Here is a 17,756-nt window from a genome sequence, read left to right as displayed (position 1 = left end):
ATGGTCTGACTCCGGGAATGAAAACCGAGCGGACGCACAGTATTGCACCCCAATTGATGCAGCCGGGCGGAAGGCCGTGCGGCGGGCGTTCCGGGCCGATCCGGCCACGCTGTGCGCCGCTTGCGGCGGCCCGGCCGTTTCATAAGACGTACAGTTCTCCCGCGATGCGCGATTCGCGCCGAACTGTACTCTTGTTCGCGCGGACGATGTGTGTACTCGTCGCCAACTGTTCTGCTCTTAATATTCTGCCATCAAGGGCACAGTGCCGCAGATCCAGTCGTACCGGAACCCTGTTGGCGCATCTTCAAGAGCGAGCCAGTGCGATGGAAAAGGCAAAACCGGAGGGAAAGATCAGGAACCACGATGGCCCGGTCGACGGGCGGAACCCGTGCGTATCGGATGCGCGCAGCGGGGCGGGGCGGCTGCGCAGGCCGGCGGGAGGCACGCGATGAAACTCTATGAAAAGCTCGCGGACGACATCGAGCGCCTGATCCGCCAGGGCGTGTACCGGCACGGCGACCGGATTCCGTCGGTGCGGCAGGCAAGCCAGCAGCACCGGATCAGCATCACGACCGTGCTGCACGCGTATCTGCTGCTGGAAAGCCGCGGGCTGCTGGAAAGCCGCCCGCAGTCCGGCTATTTCGTGAACCTGCGGCGCGACGACGGCCATGCGCCGGTGCGCGAGCTGCGGCCGTCGAAGCCGATCGCGATCTCGTCGTCGGTCGACGTGAGCCGGCTCGTGCTGTCGACGCTGCGCTCGATCGGCACCGACGACGCGGTGCCGCTCGGCTCGCCGTACCCGGACCCGAGCCTGTTCCCGTTCGAGAAGCTGAACCGCTACGCGTATGCGGCCGGCCGCGACAAGTCGCTGTGGGGCGTGACGGACGGATTGCCGCCGGGCCATCCGCGGCTGATCCGGCAGATTGCACGGCGCTACCTGGAAAACGGGATGTCGGTGGACCCGAACGAGATCATCGTGACGGTCGGTGCGACGGAGGCGATCAACCTGTGCCTGCAGGCGGTGGCGAAGCCGGGCGACACGATCGCGGTGGAATCGCCGACGTTCTACGCGATGCTGCACGCGATCGAGCGGATGGGGATGAAGGCGATCGAGGTGGCGACGCATCCGGAATACGGGATCGACATCGCCGCGCTGGCCGCGATCGCGAAGTCGCAGCCGATCGCCGCGTGCATGGTGATGCCGAACTTCCAGAACCCGCTCGGCTTCCAGATGCCCGACGAACGCAAGCGCGAACTGGTCGAGTTCGCGACGAAGGCCGGAATGCCGCTGATCGAGAACGGTGTGTATAACGAACTGTATTTCGGCGATGCACATCCGAGTTCGTTGAAGTCGTATGACCGCAACGGGATCGTGCTGCATTGCTCGTCGTTCTCGAAGAGCCTGACGGCCGCGTACCGGATCGGCTGGGCGCTGCCGGGCCGTTATCGCGATCAGGTCGAGAAGCTGAAATTCCTGAACACGCTCGCGACGCCGTCGCTGCCGCAGCTCGCGATCGCGGAGTTTCTCGAACGCGACGGTTACGAGCATCACCTGCGGCGCCTGCGCAAGGCGTATGCGCAGCAGGCGAACCTGATGCGGGCGATGGTGTCGCGGTTTTTCCCGGAAGGCACGCGCATCTCGAGCCCGGCGGGGGGGTACGTGCTGTGGGTCGAGTTGCCCGCGCAGGTCGATGCGATGCGGCTGTACCAGCTCGCGCTGGAGCAGGGCATCACGATCGGGCCCGGCTACATGTTCTCGATCACGGACAACTACCGGAACTTCATCCGGCTGAACTACAGCAGTCCGTGGTCGCCGGAGATCGAGCAGGCGGTGATTGCCGTGGGGAAGCTCGCCTCGGCTTGCATGAAGTGACGGGGGCGTGTTGTTGCTCGAGGGGGCATGACGAAGCCGGCTTGGGGCCGGCTTTGTTTTTGGTTTGGCGGGGGAGGGCGATGAGCTTTGCCACGTTGTCGTTGGCAGGACAACGCCACACTGTTGACGCTGCCATGCAGGCGTCGCCGCATGGATTCGGGGTAATACCGGTGAAAGGGCGCCGGGTTTCGAATCGCGTCGCGAAGTTGCTTGCGGTGGCGTGAAGCCCGCAGCAAATGACGACTGAACGCGAAGTGTTGGCGAATCGGAGCGAAGCACGGCAGGAATGCCTGCTTCCGCCCCGGCAGTCGAAAGCTGCGCATGCGTCGCTTGAGTTCGCGCTTGGGCGGATGACTGTTCTCGGCGCGGCTGTTCATGCGCGCAGCCGTTTTGACGAAAACATGCTCACTCTTGCAAGCTCCGGATCGGTGACGATCTTGTCCGGTGCGGAGCACTCGCTCGAAGAAGCATTGGGCCGCGGCGTTGCCACACCGCTTCCGAAGCAGGACACAGTGTTCGTCGACGGTGCGCCGCGCAACGTCACGAAGATTTCTCCGAGACGACAGGTTGTGCCCGGGGCGGTGCCGGTTGGGCATGATCCGGTGGGCGAAACTGGCGCCGAACTTGTCGTACCGACAGCGGACCAGTCTCGTGACCGGTGAACACGCTGTGCTCGAACAGCACTTCCTTGCGTAAATCGAGACCTGATCTGTCAGTCAGCGTCAGATCAGGTCCGAGATTGCTTCGCCGTCGCTTCGTCAAGGGCCGTGATCGATCCACTGCCGCTGTTCGACTGGTTTTTCGGAATGTCCGAACGACGCTCGAAACCAGCCGCCGCAGGGCCGTGGAGATCACGCCCTGCGTCGAAAGTGCGCTGACAGCGGCGACTGATCAGTGCACTGACTTTTCGCCCCTGAATGGCCCCTGGATTTTTCGCTTGCAGGCGGGCGAGCGATGTCATGCAGTCACGTGTTCACTGTGCGCAAGTCTCACGCAGCAGTTCGTCCTCCGTTGACCCGGAGAATTTCCCCGGTCATGAAACTCGCTTTTTTCGATGCCACAAACATGATTGCATCCGCAATCTCTTCAGGCGTTCCCGCACGTTTAAGTGGCACGGTGGCGAGCATCGCCGCCTTGCCCGATTCGGAACCCGTTATCCGGTCGAGCATTTCTGTTTGTATCGGCCCTGGTGCTACTGCGTTGACCCGAATATTGAACGCGGCTGTCTCGAGCGCGGCGGATTTCGTGAGACCCTCGACGGCGTGCTTGCTGGCGACATAAAGTGCGTTCCTTGGCGCGCCGCGAATCCCCATCGTCGACGATACATTGACGATGCTCCCGCCGCCCTGGGCTGTCATGACGCGGATCTCGTGCTTGAGCGCGAGCCACGTGCCGAGAACATTCGTATCGAAAACGAAAGCGTATTGATCGACGCTCTGTTCGACTATCGGTGCCGGGTCGCCTTCGTAACCGGCGCTGTTCACCGCAATATCCAGGCGACCAAAGCGGGCAACGACGCTGTCGATCAGGGCCTGCACCTGTTCCTCGAAACGCACGTCCGCTTGCAGGAATTCCACTTCGGCACCGGACGAACGTAGTTCCTCCGCGAACTTCCTGCCTTCTTCAAGCCGACGGCCCGAGATGACCAGTCGGGTTTTCTCTTTGGCGAAGGCAATCGCAGTCGCGCGACCGATTCCGGAAAGCGCTCCCGTTACAAGTACTACGGGCGAATCATTCATTTTCCGACTCCTTTGGCAACCAGTAAAAGGTTCTGGGTGATCGGAGCCACGAAACGGCAAAGATTGCGTCACGTGGCTCGTATTGCGTTACGCGCTATAACCACCGTCGACGGGAATAATCGCGCCGGTAATGAAGCTCGCCGCAGGGCTGGCGACGAAAGCGACCACGGAGGCGATCTCTTCAGGCCGACCGAAGCGTCCGAGCGCGGTGGCGGCTGCCTGCGCCTCGGCAAAGGGGCTGTTATCAGGGTTCATCTCGGTATTCGTCGAACCGGTGCCGATAACGTTGACGGTAATGCCCTTCGGGCCCAGATCCCGCGCGGCGCCTTTGCTGTAGCCCTCGATCGCGCGCTTCGTTGCGCTGTAGTCGGCAAGGCCGGGCCAGGTTGATCGCCAGGCGAGAGCCGACGAAATCGAGATGATCCTGCCGCCGCTCTCCATCACCCGCGAGGCTTCTCGAATAGCGGTCACCACGGCTTCGTAGTTGATCTTCTGTTGTTGCTCAAAGCCCGATGTATCCGTGGTCTCGGCCACCGTGCCCGTCACGAAAACGGCGGCGTTATTGACCAGAATGTCGATCCGGCCGAATCGTTCGACAACTTCCGCAATCAATGCCTTGACCGCTGCTGCGTCCGCCTGGTCGGCCTTCAGGGCAATAGCCTTGCCACCGGACGCTTCGATCGTTGCAATGACCTCTCTGGCTGCGGTCTCGCTGCTGGAATAACTTAGCGCGACGGTGGCGCCTTCCGCAGCGAGCTGGATGGCGGTTGCGGCGCCGATGCCGCGTGAGCCGCCGGTCACAAGAGCAATCTTTCCTTGAAGAGTACGTGCCATGATTCTGTCCATTAAGTAGAGGGTGAGTCGCGGGCACATGGATCGCCCGCATGCTTTTCAAACGCTGGAAGTGCGAGTTGAAACTTCGTTGCGCGGGAGGTCGTGACAGACGACTGCCGCAAATTACAGCGTGACTACGATCCTGCCGATATGCAGGTTCTTCTCCAGTTCGCGATGCGCTTCGACGATTTGCTCGAACCGGAAGTACTTCGAAATAATTGCCTTCAGCTTGCCCGCTTCGAGATTTTCATAAACGAATCGGGCAACCTTGGCCTGACGGGCCGGGGTGGTCGTAATCGAGAACAGGTTATAGCCTCGGATCACGATCTCCTTTGCGAGCGTCCGGAGCATCGGAAGCGGTGTCACTTCGTCGCTCAACGCGCCATAGATCATCACCGTGCCGCCCGGCGCCAGGGCGTCGACAAGCTTGGGGAAAGTGGGGCCGCCGACCGGATCGAACGCGACGGTTGCACCGGCGCCCTGGGTTATCCGCTCGACCTCGACCACCAGATCCTCGTCGTCGGTGACGATGACATGGTCGGCGCCCGCCATTTCGATTTGCGCGACCTTTTCCCTGGTGCGCGTCGTTGCGATGACCTTCGCGCCTGCAAGCTTCGCAACCTGGATTGCACCGATGCCCACGCTGCTCGAACCGGCAGTGATGATCACGGTATCCTTGTCCGTCACGATGCCGCTTTCGATGAACGCTCCCCACGGCGTGATGAACGGATTCCAGATTGAAACCGCTTCTTCGAACGAGATCGACGATGGTTTCTTCACCGCCGCGCTTGCCGGAGCCAGCACATGATCGCCATACAGGCCGTAATCGTTCATCGAGAAGGCCGGCATGGTGGAAACTTCATCGCCCACCGCGAGGTGCCTGACGTTTTCTCCCACGGCCTCTACGACGCCTGCGGACTCATAGCCCAGCCGGCCGGGAAGATTGACCGGTTCAACATAAACGCCCGTGCGCCACATCGATTCCGCACGGTTCAATCCGATCGCCTTGACGGCGATGCGGATCTCATCCTGTCCCGGCTCCGGCAATGCGACTTCCTCGATCTTCAGAACATCGGGTGCGCCGTATTCGGCAAAGGTGACGATGCGTGCCATGGAGAATTCCTTTATCGGAGAATGAAATCAGACGACCGCGCCGGGCTCGTGCTGAAAAAAACGGTTGGATGGCCGTGGAAGGCCGAGATGCTCGCGCAATGTGCGCCCTTCATATTCGCGTCGGAACAAACCGCGCCGCTGGAGCTCCGGGACGAGCTTGTCGACCACCTCGTCGAGGCCGCCCGGAATCCAGGGGAACATGACGTTGAAGCCATCGGAGGCCTCGGTCTCCAGCCACTCCTGCATCTCGTCGGCGATCGATGTTGCGGTGCCGACGAAAGCGAAGCCCGAATAACTGCCGGCGGCCCGCGCGAGCTCCCGGATCGTCAGACCTTTCTCCCGGGCGAGATTGACCATGCGCTCGCGCTGGGAGCGACCGGCTTCGGTCTCCGGGATCTCCGGCAGTGGTCCGTCGGGATCATGGTCGGAAACGTCGAATCCAAGCATCGAGTTCAGAGACCCGATACCACTGTCGTAGTGGACGAGACTATCGAGCGTTGCACGGCGCTCGAGCGCCTCATTCATGCTGTCAGCCACGACAACGAAAGCGCCGGGCAGGTAACGCAGCGTGTCGGGTGTGCGGCCGATCGCAGCCATGCGCGAACGCACATCGGCATTGAAGCTGCGTGCGGCCTCTATCGTCGGCGGAGCGCCGAAAATGACTTCAGCGGTTTCCGCCGCGAGCTGCCGGCCTGCCGGCGAAGCACCGGCCTGGACAATCACGGGCCAGCCCTGCGGAGGCCGTGCGATGTTGAGCGGGCCGCGCACTTTCAGTGACGGACCTTTGTGACTGATCGCATGAATTCGTGCGGGATCGACGAAGACTCCGCTTTCTGCGTCCCTGACGAAGGCGTCGTCGGCGAAGCTGTCCCAGAGGCCGGTGACCACTTCGACGAACTCGCGCGCAAGCTCATAACGATCGTCATGATCCAGCTGCGATTCGTGGCCGAAGTTGAGGGCCGCGTCGGGGTTCGCCGTCGTCACCACGTTCCAGCCGGCCCGACCACCGCTGATGTGGTCCAGCGACGCGAACCGCCTGGCAATGTGATAGGGCGCATCGAAGGTTGTCGAGGCTGTTGCGATCAGCCCGATCCGCTCGGTAACCGCCGACAGCGCCGAGAGCAGCGTGAAAGGCTCGAATGACGTCACCGTGTGGCTCCTCATGAGCGCCGCGATCGGCATGTTCAATAACGCCAGGTGGTCGGCCATGAAGAAGGCATCGAACTTCGCCTGTTCCAGTCGCCGGATCGAGCGCCGCATTTGTTCGAGGCTGAAATTCGCATGCGGGTCGGCGCCCGGATAGCGCCACGCGCCCGTGTGAATGGCCGCCGGCCGCATGAAGGCACCGAGATGGAGTTGGCGAGGTTTAGCCATCTGTCGCTCCGTCGCGTCAGGTGTCGCTGGCCCGATTGACGAGCCAGCGGCGGGTGTCAGGCGTCGAGGAAGGTCGTCGCGTTGGCGACGAACGTCTCCGGATACTGATAGATCGACCCGTGATTGGCGTCCGGATAGACGATCAGCTGCGCGTTCGGCAGATGTTGCTGGAGCGTGAACGAATGCTTCGTCGGAATGATGACGTCGTTGCTGCCCTGGACGACCAGCACGGGCTGCCGGATCGACTTCAGATACTCCAGCGCGCTATCGTTCGGCACATGCCACTTGCCGATCGCCTCGCCCTGGGCGGCAATGGTTTGCGCGCTCACCTGCGGATCGCGATCCTGACGACGCAGCTTGCGCTCGAGGAAGGCAAGGCCGGCCTTCTGGCTGGCTTCGGAAGGCCCAAAATGGACGGCAAGCCACAGATGTTCGGGCGGGTCATAGCTCCCGGCGAAGATTTCCGCGGAGCGGCTTTCCGACATGTCCTGCGAACGATGCCCGGTGCCGACGAGGATGATCTTGCGGACAAGGTCGCCGCCCTGCAGCGCGATCTCCTGCGCCACAAAACCACCAATCGAGATGCCAAGCACGTCGACCTGGGTCAGGCCCAGCGCGCGAATGAAGGCAATCGCATTGGCGCCCATCTCCTGGAAACTCGTCGGGGTCTCGCCCGATGAGCTGGAGACGCCGGCATTATTGAAAAGGATCACTTCCCGGTCCTTTGCAAGACCATCGGTTACTGCCGGGTCCCAGTGGTCCAAGGTGCCGGTGTAGTGCTGATTGAAGACAAGCGGCACGCCACCCTGCTTGCCGAACCGGCGGTAGGCGAAGCGGATGCCGTTGGCCTCGACGAATTGGGTCGGCGCTGTATCGTGATTGATGCTGTTCATGGTTCAATCCTCTGCGGGCTGGTGTGAAATGCTCTAACTCGTGAAGGCAGAGTAGCGTTTCAGCTCGCAGCGGAAAAAGACTTTCGAGGCTCCCCCGCATGCCTGGGAAGCATGGCTCCGAAGTCGGTAAGCGTGGGAAGGCATGACTGCTCGTTCACGCTAACGCGCCGCATGCCTTGATTTGAAAGTGCGCGCAGCGTCTTACGTCTCGGTTTCGGCGGTGCCGAGTGGATCCAGGTGACTGGGACTTGAGTGCGCCCCAACGGCGGAAACGGGTCGAGTAGCGACCACCGCCTCCACGGCGCGACGGCACACTGAATCTCCTTCCGACTGGAAGGCGATCGTCACGGAAACGCAGCATGGTCGCGCAGGCAACCGTGTGACGTGACCGATGCCGCGCGCTCAGTACCTGCGCGGCCGGCCTCTGCGATTCACCTCACGGCCGGCAAGCGTCGGACCTGCCCCAATGTCACTCGCATCCGCTGATTGATGCGTCACGGGAAAGATGGCATCGAGCGCGGCTTTCGCGTCGCCTTTCATGTGTCCGAGCCGGGCAAGGCTCATCGAGCAACGCGCCTGCCACGCCAGGAATCCGTATGTCCGAGCCATCTGAAGGGCTTCGGCCAGAATCGATTCGGCCGCCGGTATCGCTTCGTCGCCGTTGCTCGCGACCAGCACCTCCGCCTTCGCTCGCCATAGCTCCGGCAGAGCGCACTTGTCGTCGGTTCGCGTCGCGCGGGCGACCGACGCGTCGATGATCTCCGCCGCCTCGGAAATCATGCCTCGCCGGCATAGCGCCTCGGCCAGCGCCGTCACGTAGGGCGACAGCGATACATAGAAGCGTTTCGAACCGATACTCGTCATGGCCGGGGAAATCGTCCGGGCGAACACGGTCGTGTCGCCCGCGCGCAGATCGAGCAGCCCTTGCCACATTTGCGCCCGGGCGCACCACGTCGAAATACTGTGACGCCGCGTTTCGGCAGCGAGAGACGCGACGGCCGCATCGAGCGCGGCATCGTCGCCGCGCAACAAGGCAAGCGTGCAAACGGCCTCGCTCAGTGCATAGCAGATCGAGACCGGATGGTCGAATTCTCGGGCATCGTCGAGCGACTGTTGTGCAGCCTGCCGTGCCAGCTCCGTCTCTCCCATGAACCACAGCGTGAGCGCAAGCGATGCGTGGGACAGCATCTTCTCGTCGTACAAGAAGCGCATCCGCTGTGCGCGCGGGAGCGGCTCGGTATCGTTCGCTGCACGTTGCAGGTCTGCAAGCGCGCCAGGAAGATCGCCGGCGAAAAGACGCGACATGCCGCTCAGCCGAAGGGCGGCCAGATGATCGCATTTGCGTGACGACGTCGACGCGAGCTCGTTAAAGCGGTGAGCGAGCGGGATGGCTCGCGCGTATTCACCGTTCAGGTAGTGGCACATCCAGCGCCCCCACATGCCCAGCAGTTGGTAGTCCAGGTTACCGACCCGAGCCGCGATGTCGACGACCGATTCGAAGGCATCGCTGGTGCTGGTTGCGACGGTATGGCAAAGCAGACACATCCCTCGTGCAGCATGAAGCTTCATATGCCGCTCGTCGACCGGGCCGCCCTCGCGCGATAGCCACTCCAGTGCCTTGTCCACGGTCTCGAGGCATTCCTGAAGCAGCGCAAGATGCATCAGAAACGGAATGCCGGCGACCGTGAGTTCGACGGCGAGCTCCATGTCTCCTTCAACACTGAAGCACCACTGCATCGCCGCGCGAAGGTCGTCAAGGTGCGGCACGTAGGCGTTTCTCCAGTCGACGTCAGCGTGCACCTCTGCCTGCCGCGCGGCGGTCCGGAAAATCTCGAGGAAGTAGCTCGCGTGCCGCCTCGACCATTCACGCATCGCGCCGCTCGCGCGCAGCGCGTCGCGCGCGTACGCGCGAGTCGATTCGAGCAGCCGATATCGGACAATGCCGCTACCCGAGGCCATCGAAACAAGCGATTTGTCGACGAGCTGCATCAAGGCCGTTACGACTGCGTCGGGCGGAAGTGCATCGCAACTCGCCATTTCCTGCGCGGACGCCAGCGTGAACGTCCCTGCGAACAGGCTCAGCCGATTCAGCACAGATCGCTGTTCGTCGGACAGCAGGTCGTAGCTCCAGTCGAGCGCGGCACGTAGTGTCTGCTGCCTCGGGAGCACGGTGCGCGAGCCGTGCGTGAGGATCTGAAACCGATTCCCGAGCCGGTCGGCCACGCCCTGAAGTCCAAGCGACGGAACACAGGCCGCGGCCAGTTCCAGCGCAAGCGGAATTCCATCGAGCCGGCGGCAAATTTGCGACTTCAGCCTCAATGCAGCCCGTGAATCCGGACTGAGTCCGGCATGCGGTCCGACCCGCGCTTCGAAGAGACGCACGGCGCTGTAGTCGAGTGCGTCATCGCAATTGTCGTCCGGCGGTACCTCGAGCGACGGGACACGATAGGCGAGTTCGCCGGCCACGCGCAGCGGTTCGCGGCTCGTGGCAAGCACGACCGCCCGAGGGGCGATGCGAAGGAACTGTTCGGCAATCCTTGCCGCCCCGTCGATCAGGTGCTCGCAGTTGTCCAGAACGAGCAGCAAATGCCGCGACACCAGGCTCGGCGCGAGCCGCTCGAGCGAAGACGTGCCGTCGCACGGGGGAAATCCGAGCGCGACGGCTATCGTAGTGGGAATATGATCCGTCGCCGTGGCGGCCGCGAGTTCAGCCACGAACGCGCCATCCGAAAAATCGGGCGCCGACAGGCGCGCGGCCTCGCGCGCCAACCGTGTTTTTCCCACACCGCCGGTACCCAGCAGGGTAATCAGGCGATGCGTCTGCAAACCGCGGCAAATCTCGCGTATCGCAACTTCCTGACCGATGAGAGGGCAGACCTCGGCAGACAGCCGACGGCTTGAAGGAGCCGCCCCGTTCATGGATGCGGCAATGGGCTCATCCGAATCCTTGGCTTGAGGGAACAGTTCTGCGACGAACTGATATCCGCGGCCCGACACGGTACGTATTGCTGCCCGATCGACACCGAGCGCGCGGCGAAGTGCGCAGACCTGAGCTTCGACGGCGTTGTATTCGACGACCCGGTCATTCCACACCCTCGCGACGATCTGCTGCTTGCTCAGAACGGAGCCGTGCGATTCCGCGAGCAGAAGAAGCAGGTCGAACGCCCGATCTCCTATGTCGACTCTGATTCCGCGATGCAGTACCTCGCGGCGTCGCGGCGCGACGACCGTTTCTCCGAAAGCGAAGTCACCGTGATGCAGCATGCACGCGTCCATTCGGACCTCCTCGTGACGAGGCGAAAACAGCGGGGGCTTGTCTGCTATTCAATACCAGGAAAGAGGGTGCGCGGTTCGAGCGTGCATCGGATTGTACCGCCGGGGCGTGACGGAACGGCGGGGCACATTGGACTCGGCTTATTGGTCTGACGTGAACCTTGGCTTGCTTGCCGCCAGCATGCCAGTCAGCAGGAGAGTAGGGGCTGGTTTCACGAGTGTCGCCGGAATTATCGGGGGCCCGGAGAGCCGCGAGCACCGGCGAGAATCAGCTTCCTTCAGGACGTTTCAGCACGCGCAGGACTGCATCCCGTGCAGGTTGTCGTTCTCTTACGTATTGCCTACGGCGTCGCCCAACTTATTGCTTGATCTGGTCGAGGCGCGACAGAAACGTCGACAGGATCGGCGAGCGGTTGTTCCGGTTATAGCCGACCACCAGCTCGATCTTCGGCGGTTCGCCCTTGAGTGGTCGGCTTGTCACCGACCAGGGTAAGAGCTTCTCGGCATAGGCGGGCAGCAGTGCAACGCCTCTTGTCGAGGCGATCAGCGACATCGCCATCGTCAGGTTGTGGACGCGATGCGCCGGCTCGATGGCGAGATCGTTTGTCGCCAGGTAGTTGTCGATCGCGCCGCGCATGGGGCCGGCTACGTCTGAGCCGCTGATGAATAGTTCACTCGCCAGTTCGTGCACGTCGATCTCATCGAGGGCCGCGAGGCGATGATCGCTCGGCATCAGTACGACGAAAGGCTCGCGTGCGACCGTCACATACTCGAGGTCGGGTCGGTTGGCCTCGGCGCGCATGAAGGCGACGTCCAGCCGTCCGGTCGACAATCCCTCCGCGAGATCAGGGGAGTGCTCGCTCGACACGGTCATTTCTATGTTCTGCAGATCGCTCGCGAGCACACGAGTCGCTTCGCCGAGCCAGGTCACTTCCTGCCCGCTCAGGAAGCCCACCGCAAACGTCGGTTTCGACGGCCGCGCCGCCCGCCGTGCCGCCTCGCACGCGGCATCGACCTGCGCAAGGGCCAGGCGTGCATGGTCCAGAAATGCCTTGCCGGCATCGGTCAGCTCGATGCCGCGCGGGCTGCGCACAAACAGTTGCGCACCCACTTCGTACTCCAGGTCCCGGATCTGCCGGCTCAGGGATGGCTGGGACGTGTATAGCCGACGTTCCGCCGCGACGGTCAGGCTGCCCTCTTCAGCCACCGCGACAAAATAACGAAGATGACGCAGTTCCATACACGCGCTCCTTTGAGTCATGCCTGACAGGTATGGGGGTCAGCTTACAAAGTCTTTTTCGCGCGGACAAGTGCTGGCTATCGTTCGATCACATCAGCCGGACGAAACCCCTTTCGCCTCAACGTCAGTTCTCTGCTGGAAGGACGATCATGAACACCCTGACAGGAAAGACCGCGCTCGTCACCGGCGCTTCCCGTGGCATCGGGCGCGCCACTGCACTTGCGCTCGCTCAGGCTGGCGCTCAGATCATCGTTCACTATGGCCGCAGTGCGTCCGAGGCCAAGGCCGTCGTCGCGGAAATCACTGCGGCGGGCAGCCGTGCCCGATGCCTGCAGGCCGATCTGGCCGAATCCGATGGGCCGCACCGTCTTGCGCGCCATGTCCGGGCAATTGTCGGCGAACGGCTCGACATCCTCGTTGCCAACGCAGCCATCGCGAAGGTAGCCACGCTCGAAGAAACGGCCGTGGAGGATTTCGATGACCTGTTCGCAGTCAACGTGCGCGCGCCGTATTTTCTCATTCAGCAATTGCTGCCGATCATGTGCAAGGGCAGCAGCGTCACGCTGCTTTCCTCGCTCGCGGCACACGTCGCCATCGGTGAGCTGTCGGCCTACTCCGCGACGAAAGGCGCCGTCGATACGCTCGTACGCCATCTGGCAGCTGACCTTGGACCGCGCGGCATCCGCGTGAACGCGGTCGCGCCCGGTGTGGTGAAAACCGACATGTCGAGCTTCACCCGCACCGATGAGGGTCGCCGCATGACGCTCGGCCTGCAGGCCATCAAGCGCCTGGCCGAACCGGGCGACATCGCCGCCGCCATTGCTTTTCTCGCCTCTGACCAGGCCAGATGGACAACAGGCGCGACGCTGCATGTCGACGGCGGCTCGAAGCTGTAGGCGCGTCGACCGCAATGCTGTCAATTCGGCAACCCAACACGGTTCACGCACAGGAACACATCATGACGCAAATCACCTCGATCGATCCCCCGCGGACGCGAAGCTGGCTCGCGGTTCTTTCGGTCGCACTCAGTGCGACCGTGTTCTGCACAACTGAATTCCTGCCCGTCGGGCTACTGCGCTATATCAGCCAGGGACTGCGCGTCAGTGAAGGGTCCGCCGGCATCATGATCACGGCGCCCGGACTGCTGGCTGCCATCGCCGCGCCGCTTCTGACCGTAGCGGTGGGGCGCTTCGACCGTCGGCGCGTGCTGCTGGGCCTGGGCCTGCTGCTCGTGATCTCGAATCTCACGGCCATGCTCGCGCCCAATTTCGCGACTCTCGTCGTGGCGCGCGCGCTGTTCGGTGTCGGCATCGGCGGATTCTGGGCGATCAGCGTGGGCCTCGGCGGCCGACTCGTCGAGGAGGCGCATGTCGGCCGGGCAACGTCGCTGATCTTTGCGGGCGTATCGCTCGGCATGTTGATCGGCGGCCCGGCCTGGGCGCTGATCGGGGAGCTGGCGGGTTGGCGAACCGCATTTGCCGCGGCGCTCGCGCTGTCCGTTGCGGCGCTGGTCGCCCAGTGGGTTTCGTTGCCGTCGCTGCACGTCACCCATCGGGTCGCCGCACGCGATCTGCTCCGCATCTTCGGTACCCGAGCGGCCCGCATCGGACTGATCGCGATGACACTCGTCCTGTGCGGACAGTTCGCGACCTATACCTATATCACCCCGTTCCTCGCGAAAGTGTCCGGCTTTGGCGGCACTGTCATCTCGTCGCTGCTGCTCGGCTACACATTCATCGGCCTGGTCGGCAATTTCATCGGTGGCTCCACCGCGCAACGCAACGTCAAGGCGACCTTGATCGCAAGCATCCTGTTCATCGCAGTGCCGCTCGCCATGCTGCCGGTACTCGGCACCAGCCGGCCGTGGGTACTGGTCGCGCTGGCCGCATGGGGGACCGCGTACGGTGCGCTGCCGGTCGCGCTGCAGATGTGGATGGCCCAGGCAACCCGCGAAGTGCGCGAAGGCGGCATGGCGCTGTTCGTCGCCAACTTCCAGATCTCGATTGCACTGGGTTCGTTCGTCGGCGGCCGGATCGTCGACGGCCTGGGTCTCTTCAACGCAATGTACTTCGGCGTGGGACTCGCGATGGTCTCGATCCTGACGCTCTCGCTGACCGGCGGGCATCCTCGCAGCGTCGACGAACCCGCGACCACCTGAATGCAATCCGGCGGGCTGTTTTCCACGCGGCCCGCTGCCCTTCGCGTTTCCACCAGGAGTTGATCATGTCCACCACGCATTCACACGACAAACCCGTCAAGATTCCGGGCCCCGACCATCCGATCACCATTGAACGCCATCCGTCGAGAGTTGTCGTCAAGGCCGGCGGCAAGGTGGTCGCCGATACCCGCGAGGCGCTGACGCTGCGCGAGGCACGCTACCCGGCCGTGATCTACATCCCGCGCGAAGACGTCGACATGACGCTGCTTGAGCGCACCGACCACGCCACTTATTGCCCGTACAAGGGCGACTGTGCGTATTTCTCGATCCCTTCCGCCGGCGAACGAGGCGTCAATGCTGTCTGGACGTATGAGCAGCCTTACGCGGCCGTCGCATCGATCCGCGAGCATCTGGCTTTCTACCCCGACCGGATCGACGCGATCGAGGAACTGCCCGTCGACGCGATTTCCGGTTAATTCCGTTTCCTGCACGCCTGCGCGTCAACGGCAGCACGACAGCCTGAATTCTGTGGAGCAGCGTATTCGAAGTGCTCCGATAGCCACTGGAGAACGACATGACCACGACCACCCCCGCACAAAACAAGGCGCTACTCCTCGAGGCCTTCAATACGCTTTTCAACCGGCGCGACTACGCCGCAGCCGAGCGCTTCTGGTCCGACAACTATATCCAGCACAGCGCGCACATTGCGCCCGGACGTGAAGGCCTGTTTGACCTGATCCGCACCTTGCCCGACACGTTGCGCTACGAGAATCAGCTCGTGGTGGCAGAAGGCGATTACGTGATCGCGCATGGCCGGTTTTCCGGTAATGGCAGGCCCGATGCCTGGATTGCCGCCGACATCGTGCGTTTCGAGAACGGCAAGCTGGCAGAACATTGGGACGTGCTCCAGGACGAGGCCCGCGCGACGCAGTCCGTCAGCGGCCTGCCGATGTTCGGCGAACGTTTTCCGTCCTGATTCGCGTAGGTGACCGGCATGCGAGGCTCATACCTGCAAGGCATGGCCGCGTGCCTACAAAGTCTTTTTCCTGACGGCGGGCAGGGCATACATTACTCATCAACGGGCACCGCTCCACGAGATCCGCGTTTCCAGATTCCTGTCCTGAGCCGTTGATCGCCACATCCGTATTTCCATCGCGTAATCCAAGGAGAATTAATTGTGAGTGCTAATCTTGATGGCAAGACCGCCCTCGTCACGGGCGCTTCACGCGGCATCGGCCGTGCAACCGCCCTGGCCCTGGCCACAGCAGGCGCGCGAGTGCTGGTGCATTTCGGCAGCGACGAGCAGGCTGCGAACGCCGTGGTCGCGACGATCCGTGCAGCGGGCGGCCTGGCCGACAAGGTCGCGGCCGACCTGAGCACCGGTAACGGCCCCCACGAACTGGCCCGCCAGGTGCGCACGCTGGTCGGCGACCGCCTCGACATTCTCGTTGCGAATGCCGGGATCTCGAAGAACGCGCCCATCGAAGAAACGACGGTCGAGGATTTCGACCGCCTGTTCGCCGTCAACGTACGCGCACCGTACTTCCTCGTCCAGCAACTGCTGCCTGTCCTGGGCGAAGGCAGCAGCGTGGTCCTGCTGTCCTCGCTTGCTGCCCGCAGCGCGGTGGGCAACCTGTCCGCATACGCCGCGACCAAGGGCGCGATCGACACGCTGGTCACGCACTTCGCCGCGCTGCTCGGCGAGCGCGGTATCCGCGTGAATGCCATCGCGCCGGGTGTCGTCGAGACCGATATGTCGAATTTCGCCAGAACCGACGCCGGACGCGAGTTCACACTCGGCCTGCAGGCGCTCAAGCGCGTGGCGCAACCCGACGACATCGCAAGCGCGGCGCTGTTCCTCGCTTCCGACGCAGCGCGCTGGGTAACCGGCGACACGCTGCGTGTCGACGGCGGCTCGAAGCTCTGACGCACCGGCAGACGACCATGTCCCGCGCAGCTTGCCGGACCGTTCCCGCGAATCAGGGCGGCGGCGTCCGCCGGTACACGAGCGTCGTGCTCGACCGCCGGGCCAGCTTCTGGGTCTCGGCCGGCGTGGTCGCGCATACCCTCTGGACCAGCGCGGCGCCCGCCATGACGTACCGGCTGTACGCAAGCGAATGGCATCTCACTTCGACGACCACGGCCGAGATTTTCGCCATCTACCCGATCGTGGTCGTCGGCGTGCTCGTCCTGTTCGGCGGGCTGTCCGACCAGATCGGCCGGCGCGCGACGATGTTGCTGGGCCTCGGCGCATCGTTCCTCGGTGCGTTGATCCTCGCACTTGCCCCGGATGTGTTCTGGCTTTTCGTCGCCCGGGCATTCATGGGGATCGGCGTCGGCCTGACCGCCGGACCGTCGACGGCCGCAGTGGTCGAGTTCAATGAAGGCGGTACGCCCCGGCGAGCCTCCGTCGTCGCCACCGCCGCCCAGGCCGTCGGCTTCGCGGCAGCGCTCGTCGTAGGCGGCGCGCTGACGCAATACGCACCCTGGCCCCTGCATCTGGTCTTCTGGCTGCTCGCTTTCCTGATCGCGGCCTTGTTCGCCATCGCGTGGTTCCTGCCTCGACCTGCGCAGAGCGGTGCGACAGGCGGCTGGACACCACGCCTGCCGTCCGTGCCCAGGCGCGCGCGCAAGGCGTTCGTGGTCGCCGCGTTCGCGATGACGACCGCCTATACCCACGGCGTCATGATCCTGTCGCTCGGCGGACAGATCGCACACGACCTGGTCCGGTCACCGAACACGCTCGTCAACGGCTCGATCCTCGCAGTCTTTGCCGTCATGTCCGGCATCGTGAGCTTGCTGGCCAGATCGCTGCCGACCCGGACCGCCATGATCGCGGGTGCCGCGGCGTCCGGCGCGGGCATGATGTTGCTTGCGGCCGCAACCGTTTTTCATGCGATGGCACTGTTTCTGTCTGCGAGCGCCATGACTGGAGCCGGCTATAGCCTGCTGTTTCTGAGTGCCCTGGACGTCATCGGCAGTGCGGCACCCGTCGAGCGACGAGGCCAAATCCTGTCGGCGCTGTACCTCCTGGGTTATCTGGCCATGGGCATGCTCGCGCCGATCCTGGGACACGTCGCCGCGGTTCATGGACTGGGCGTCGCTGTTTATCTGGGCACCGGTCTCATTGCCGCGTTGAGCTTCGTCACGCTCGGGCTCGCGCTCGGCTTGCGTCACGTCGCGGACGACCAGCGGCGCGGATCCCCGACGGGAACGCCGAATCTGCCTGCCCCGAACGACTGACGATTAGCCAATTCCC

16 protein-coding genes are annotated in these 17,756 nt (G+C 63.3%); 8 read left to right on the top strand and 8 right to left on the bottom strand.

The window, feature by feature from the left end:
• Positions 1 to 448: 448 nt before the first annotated feature.
• Both PQB87_RS38175 and PQB87_RS38170 read left to right on the top strand, forming a co-directional pair.
• Complete coding sequence (locus tag PQB87_RS38175; protein WP_027792441.1) at positions 449 to 1,873, top strand: aminotransferase-like domain-containing protein; 1,425 nt, start codon at positions 449 to 451, stop codon at positions 1,871 to 1,873.
• Positions 1,874 to 2,109: 236 nt separating this feature from the next.
• On the top strand, positions 2,110 to 2,535 hold the full coding sequence (locus PQB87_RS38170) for a hypothetical protein (protein ID WP_301862137.1): 426 nt from the start codon (positions 2,110 to 2,112) through the stop codon (positions 2,533 to 2,535).
• Between the two features lie 65 nt (positions 2,536 to 2,600).
• Here PQB87_RS38170 and PQB87_RS38165 read toward each other — a convergent pair whose 3' ends face one another.
• The 8 genes from PQB87_RS38165 to PQB87_RS38130 form a co-directional block, all read right to left on the bottom strand.
• Positions 2,601 to 2,834, bottom strand: a complete 234-nt coding sequence (locus PQB87_RS38165; RefSeq protein WP_301862138.1) for a hypothetical protein — start codon at positions 2,832 to 2,834, stop codon at positions 2,601 to 2,603.
• 28 nt (positions 2,835 to 2,862) lie between these two features.
• Positions 2,863 to 3,612 (bottom strand): SDR family NAD(P)-dependent oxidoreductase, encoded by a 750-nt coding sequence (locus PQB87_RS38160; RefSeq protein WP_153491055.1) that lies wholly within the window; start codon positions 3,610 to 3,612, stop codon positions 2,863 to 2,865.
• Between the two features lie 87 nt (positions 3,613 to 3,699).
• The gene (locus PQB87_RS38155; RefSeq protein WP_111941955.1) at positions 3,700 to 4,446 is read right to left on the bottom strand and encodes an SDR family NAD(P)-dependent oxidoreductase; all 747 of its coding nucleotides are present in this window, start codon (positions 4,444 to 4,446) and stop codon (positions 3,700 to 3,702) included.
• A gap of 123 nt (positions 4,447 to 4,569) precedes the next feature.
• Positions 4,570 to 5,559 (bottom strand): zinc-dependent alcohol dehydrogenase family protein, encoded by a 990-nt coding sequence (locus PQB87_RS38150; protein WP_301862139.1) that lies wholly within the window; start codon positions 5,557 to 5,559, stop codon positions 4,570 to 4,572.
• 27 nt (positions 5,560 to 5,586) lie between these two features.
• A complete protein-coding gene (locus tag PQB87_RS38145) occupies positions 5,587 to 6,933 on the bottom strand; it encodes an LLM class flavin-dependent oxidoreductase (RefSeq protein WP_111941857.1) in 1,347 nt (448 codons plus the stop codon).
• A gap of 56 nt (positions 6,934 to 6,989) precedes the next feature.
• Positions 6,990 to 7,826, bottom strand: a complete 837-nt coding sequence (locus PQB87_RS38140; protein ID WP_153491051.1) for an alpha/beta fold hydrolase — start codon at positions 7,824 to 7,826, stop codon at positions 6,990 to 6,992.
• Between the two features lie 402 nt (positions 7,827 to 8,228).
• Positions 8,229 to 11,102 carry an ATP-binding protein gene (locus PQB87_RS38135; RefSeq protein WP_489244531.1) on the bottom strand — a complete coding sequence of 958 codons (2,874 nt, stop codon included), beginning with the start codon at positions 11,100 to 11,102 and terminating at the stop codon, positions 8,229 to 8,231.
• Positions 11,103 to 11,457: 355 nt separating this feature from the next.
• Positions 11,458 to 12,339, bottom strand: a complete 882-nt coding sequence (locus tag PQB87_RS38130; protein ID WP_111941851.1) for a LysR family transcriptional regulator — start codon at positions 12,337 to 12,339, stop codon at positions 11,458 to 11,460.
• 149 nt (positions 12,340 to 12,488) lie between these two features.
• Here PQB87_RS38130 and PQB87_RS38125 point away from each other — a divergent pair, with 149 nt between their 5' ends.
• From PQB87_RS38125 to PQB87_RS38100, 6 genes are all read left to right on the top strand, one after another.
• Positions 12,489 to 13,235: an SDR family NAD(P)-dependent oxidoreductase gene (locus PQB87_RS38125; RefSeq protein ID WP_489244530.1), complete on the top strand. Its 747-nt coding sequence runs from the start codon at positions 12,489 to 12,491 to the stop codon at positions 13,233 to 13,235.
• A 62-nt stretch (positions 13,236 to 13,297) separates the two neighbouring features.
• Positions 13,298 to 14,497, top strand: coding sequence for an MFS transporter (locus PQB87_RS38120; protein ID WP_489244528.1), 1,200 nt, complete (start codon positions 13,298 to 13,300; stop codon positions 14,495 to 14,497).
• A gap of 65 nt (positions 14,498 to 14,562) precedes the next feature.
• Positions 14,563 to 14,973 carry a DUF427 domain-containing protein gene (locus PQB87_RS38115; protein WP_153491046.1) on the top strand — a complete coding sequence of 137 codons (411 nt, stop codon included), beginning with the start codon at positions 14,563 to 14,565 and terminating at the stop codon, positions 14,971 to 14,973.
• A 98-nt stretch (positions 14,974 to 15,071) separates the two neighbouring features.
• On the top strand, positions 15,072 to 15,473 hold the full coding sequence (locus PQB87_RS38110; RefSeq protein WP_111941843.1) for a nuclear transport factor 2 family protein: 402 nt from the start codon (positions 15,072 to 15,074) through the stop codon (positions 15,471 to 15,473).
• Between the two features lie 201 nt (positions 15,474 to 15,674).
• Entirely contained in the window at positions 15,675 to 16,424 is a 750-nt protein-coding gene (locus tag PQB87_RS38105) for an SDR family NAD(P)-dependent oxidoreductase (protein WP_367651033.1), read from the top strand.
• A gap of 17 nt (positions 16,425 to 16,441) precedes the next feature.
• Entirely contained in the window at positions 16,442 to 17,740 is a 1,299-nt protein-coding gene (locus tag PQB87_RS38100) for an MFS transporter (RefSeq protein WP_174414185.1), read from the top strand.
• The last annotated feature ends 16 nt before the right edge of the window (positions 17,741 to 17,756 follow it).

Source organism: Burkholderia sp. KL41, assembly GCF_057005415.2.
The sequence above is the reverse complement of the archived record's forward strand: the minus strand, read 5'-3'. Positions and strand labels throughout refer to the sequence as shown.

Bases quoted from the DNA above. Each gene is read 5' to 3' on its own strand.
- PQB87_RS38175 (WP_027792441.1), top strand. From the start codon at position 449: ATGAAACTCTATGAAAAGCTCGCGGACGACATCGAGCGCCTGATCCGC.
- PQB87_RS38170 (WP_301862137.1), top strand. From the start codon at position 2,110: ATGACGACTGAACGCGAAGTGTTGGCGAATCGGAGCGAAGCACGGCAG.
- PQB87_RS38165 (WP_301862138.1), bottom strand. From the start codon at position 2,834: ATGACATCGCTCGCCCGCCTGCAAGCGAAAAATCCAGGGGCCATTCAG.
- PQB87_RS38160 (WP_153491055.1), bottom strand. From the start codon at position 3,612: ATGAATGATTCGCCCGTAGTACTTGTAACGGGAGCGCTTTCCGGAATC.
- PQB87_RS38155 (WP_111941955.1), bottom strand. From the start codon at position 4,446: ATGGCACGTACTCTTCAAGGAAAGATTGCTCTTGTGACCGGCGGCTCA.
- PQB87_RS38150 (WP_301862139.1), bottom strand. From the start codon at position 5,559: ATGGCACGCATCGTCACCTTTGCCGAATACGGCGCACCCGATGTTCTG.
- PQB87_RS38145 (WP_111941857.1), bottom strand. From the start codon at position 6,933: ATGGCTAAACCTCGCCAACTCCATCTCGGTGCCTTCATGCGGCCGGCG.
- PQB87_RS38140 (WP_153491051.1), bottom strand. From the start codon at position 7,826: ATGAACAGCATCAATCACGATACAGCGCCGACCCAATTCGTCGAGGCC.
- PQB87_RS38135 (WP_489244531.1), bottom strand. From the start codon at position 11,102: ATGGACGCGTGCATGCTGCATCACGGTGACTTCGCTTTCGGAGAAACG.
- PQB87_RS38130 (WP_111941851.1), bottom strand. From the start codon at position 12,339: ATGGAACTGCGTCATCTTCGTTATTTTGTCGCGGTGGCTGAAGAGGGC.
- PQB87_RS38125 (WP_489244530.1), top strand. From the start codon at position 12,489: ATGAACACCCTGACAGGAAAGACCGCGCTCGTCACCGGCGCTTCCCGT.
- PQB87_RS38120 (WP_489244528.1), top strand. From the start codon at position 13,298: ATGACGCAAATCACCTCGATCGATCCCCCGCGGACGCGAAGCTGGCTC.
- PQB87_RS38115 (WP_153491046.1), top strand. From the start codon at position 14,563: ATGTCCACCACGCATTCACACGACAAACCCGTCAAGATTCCGGGCCCC.
- PQB87_RS38110 (WP_111941843.1), top strand. From the start codon at position 15,072: ATGACCACGACCACCCCCGCACAAAACAAGGCGCTACTCCTCGAGGCC.
- PQB87_RS38100 (WP_174414185.1), top strand. From the start codon at position 16,442: ATGTCCCGCGCAGCTTGCCGGACCGTTCCCGCGAATCAGGGCGGCGGC.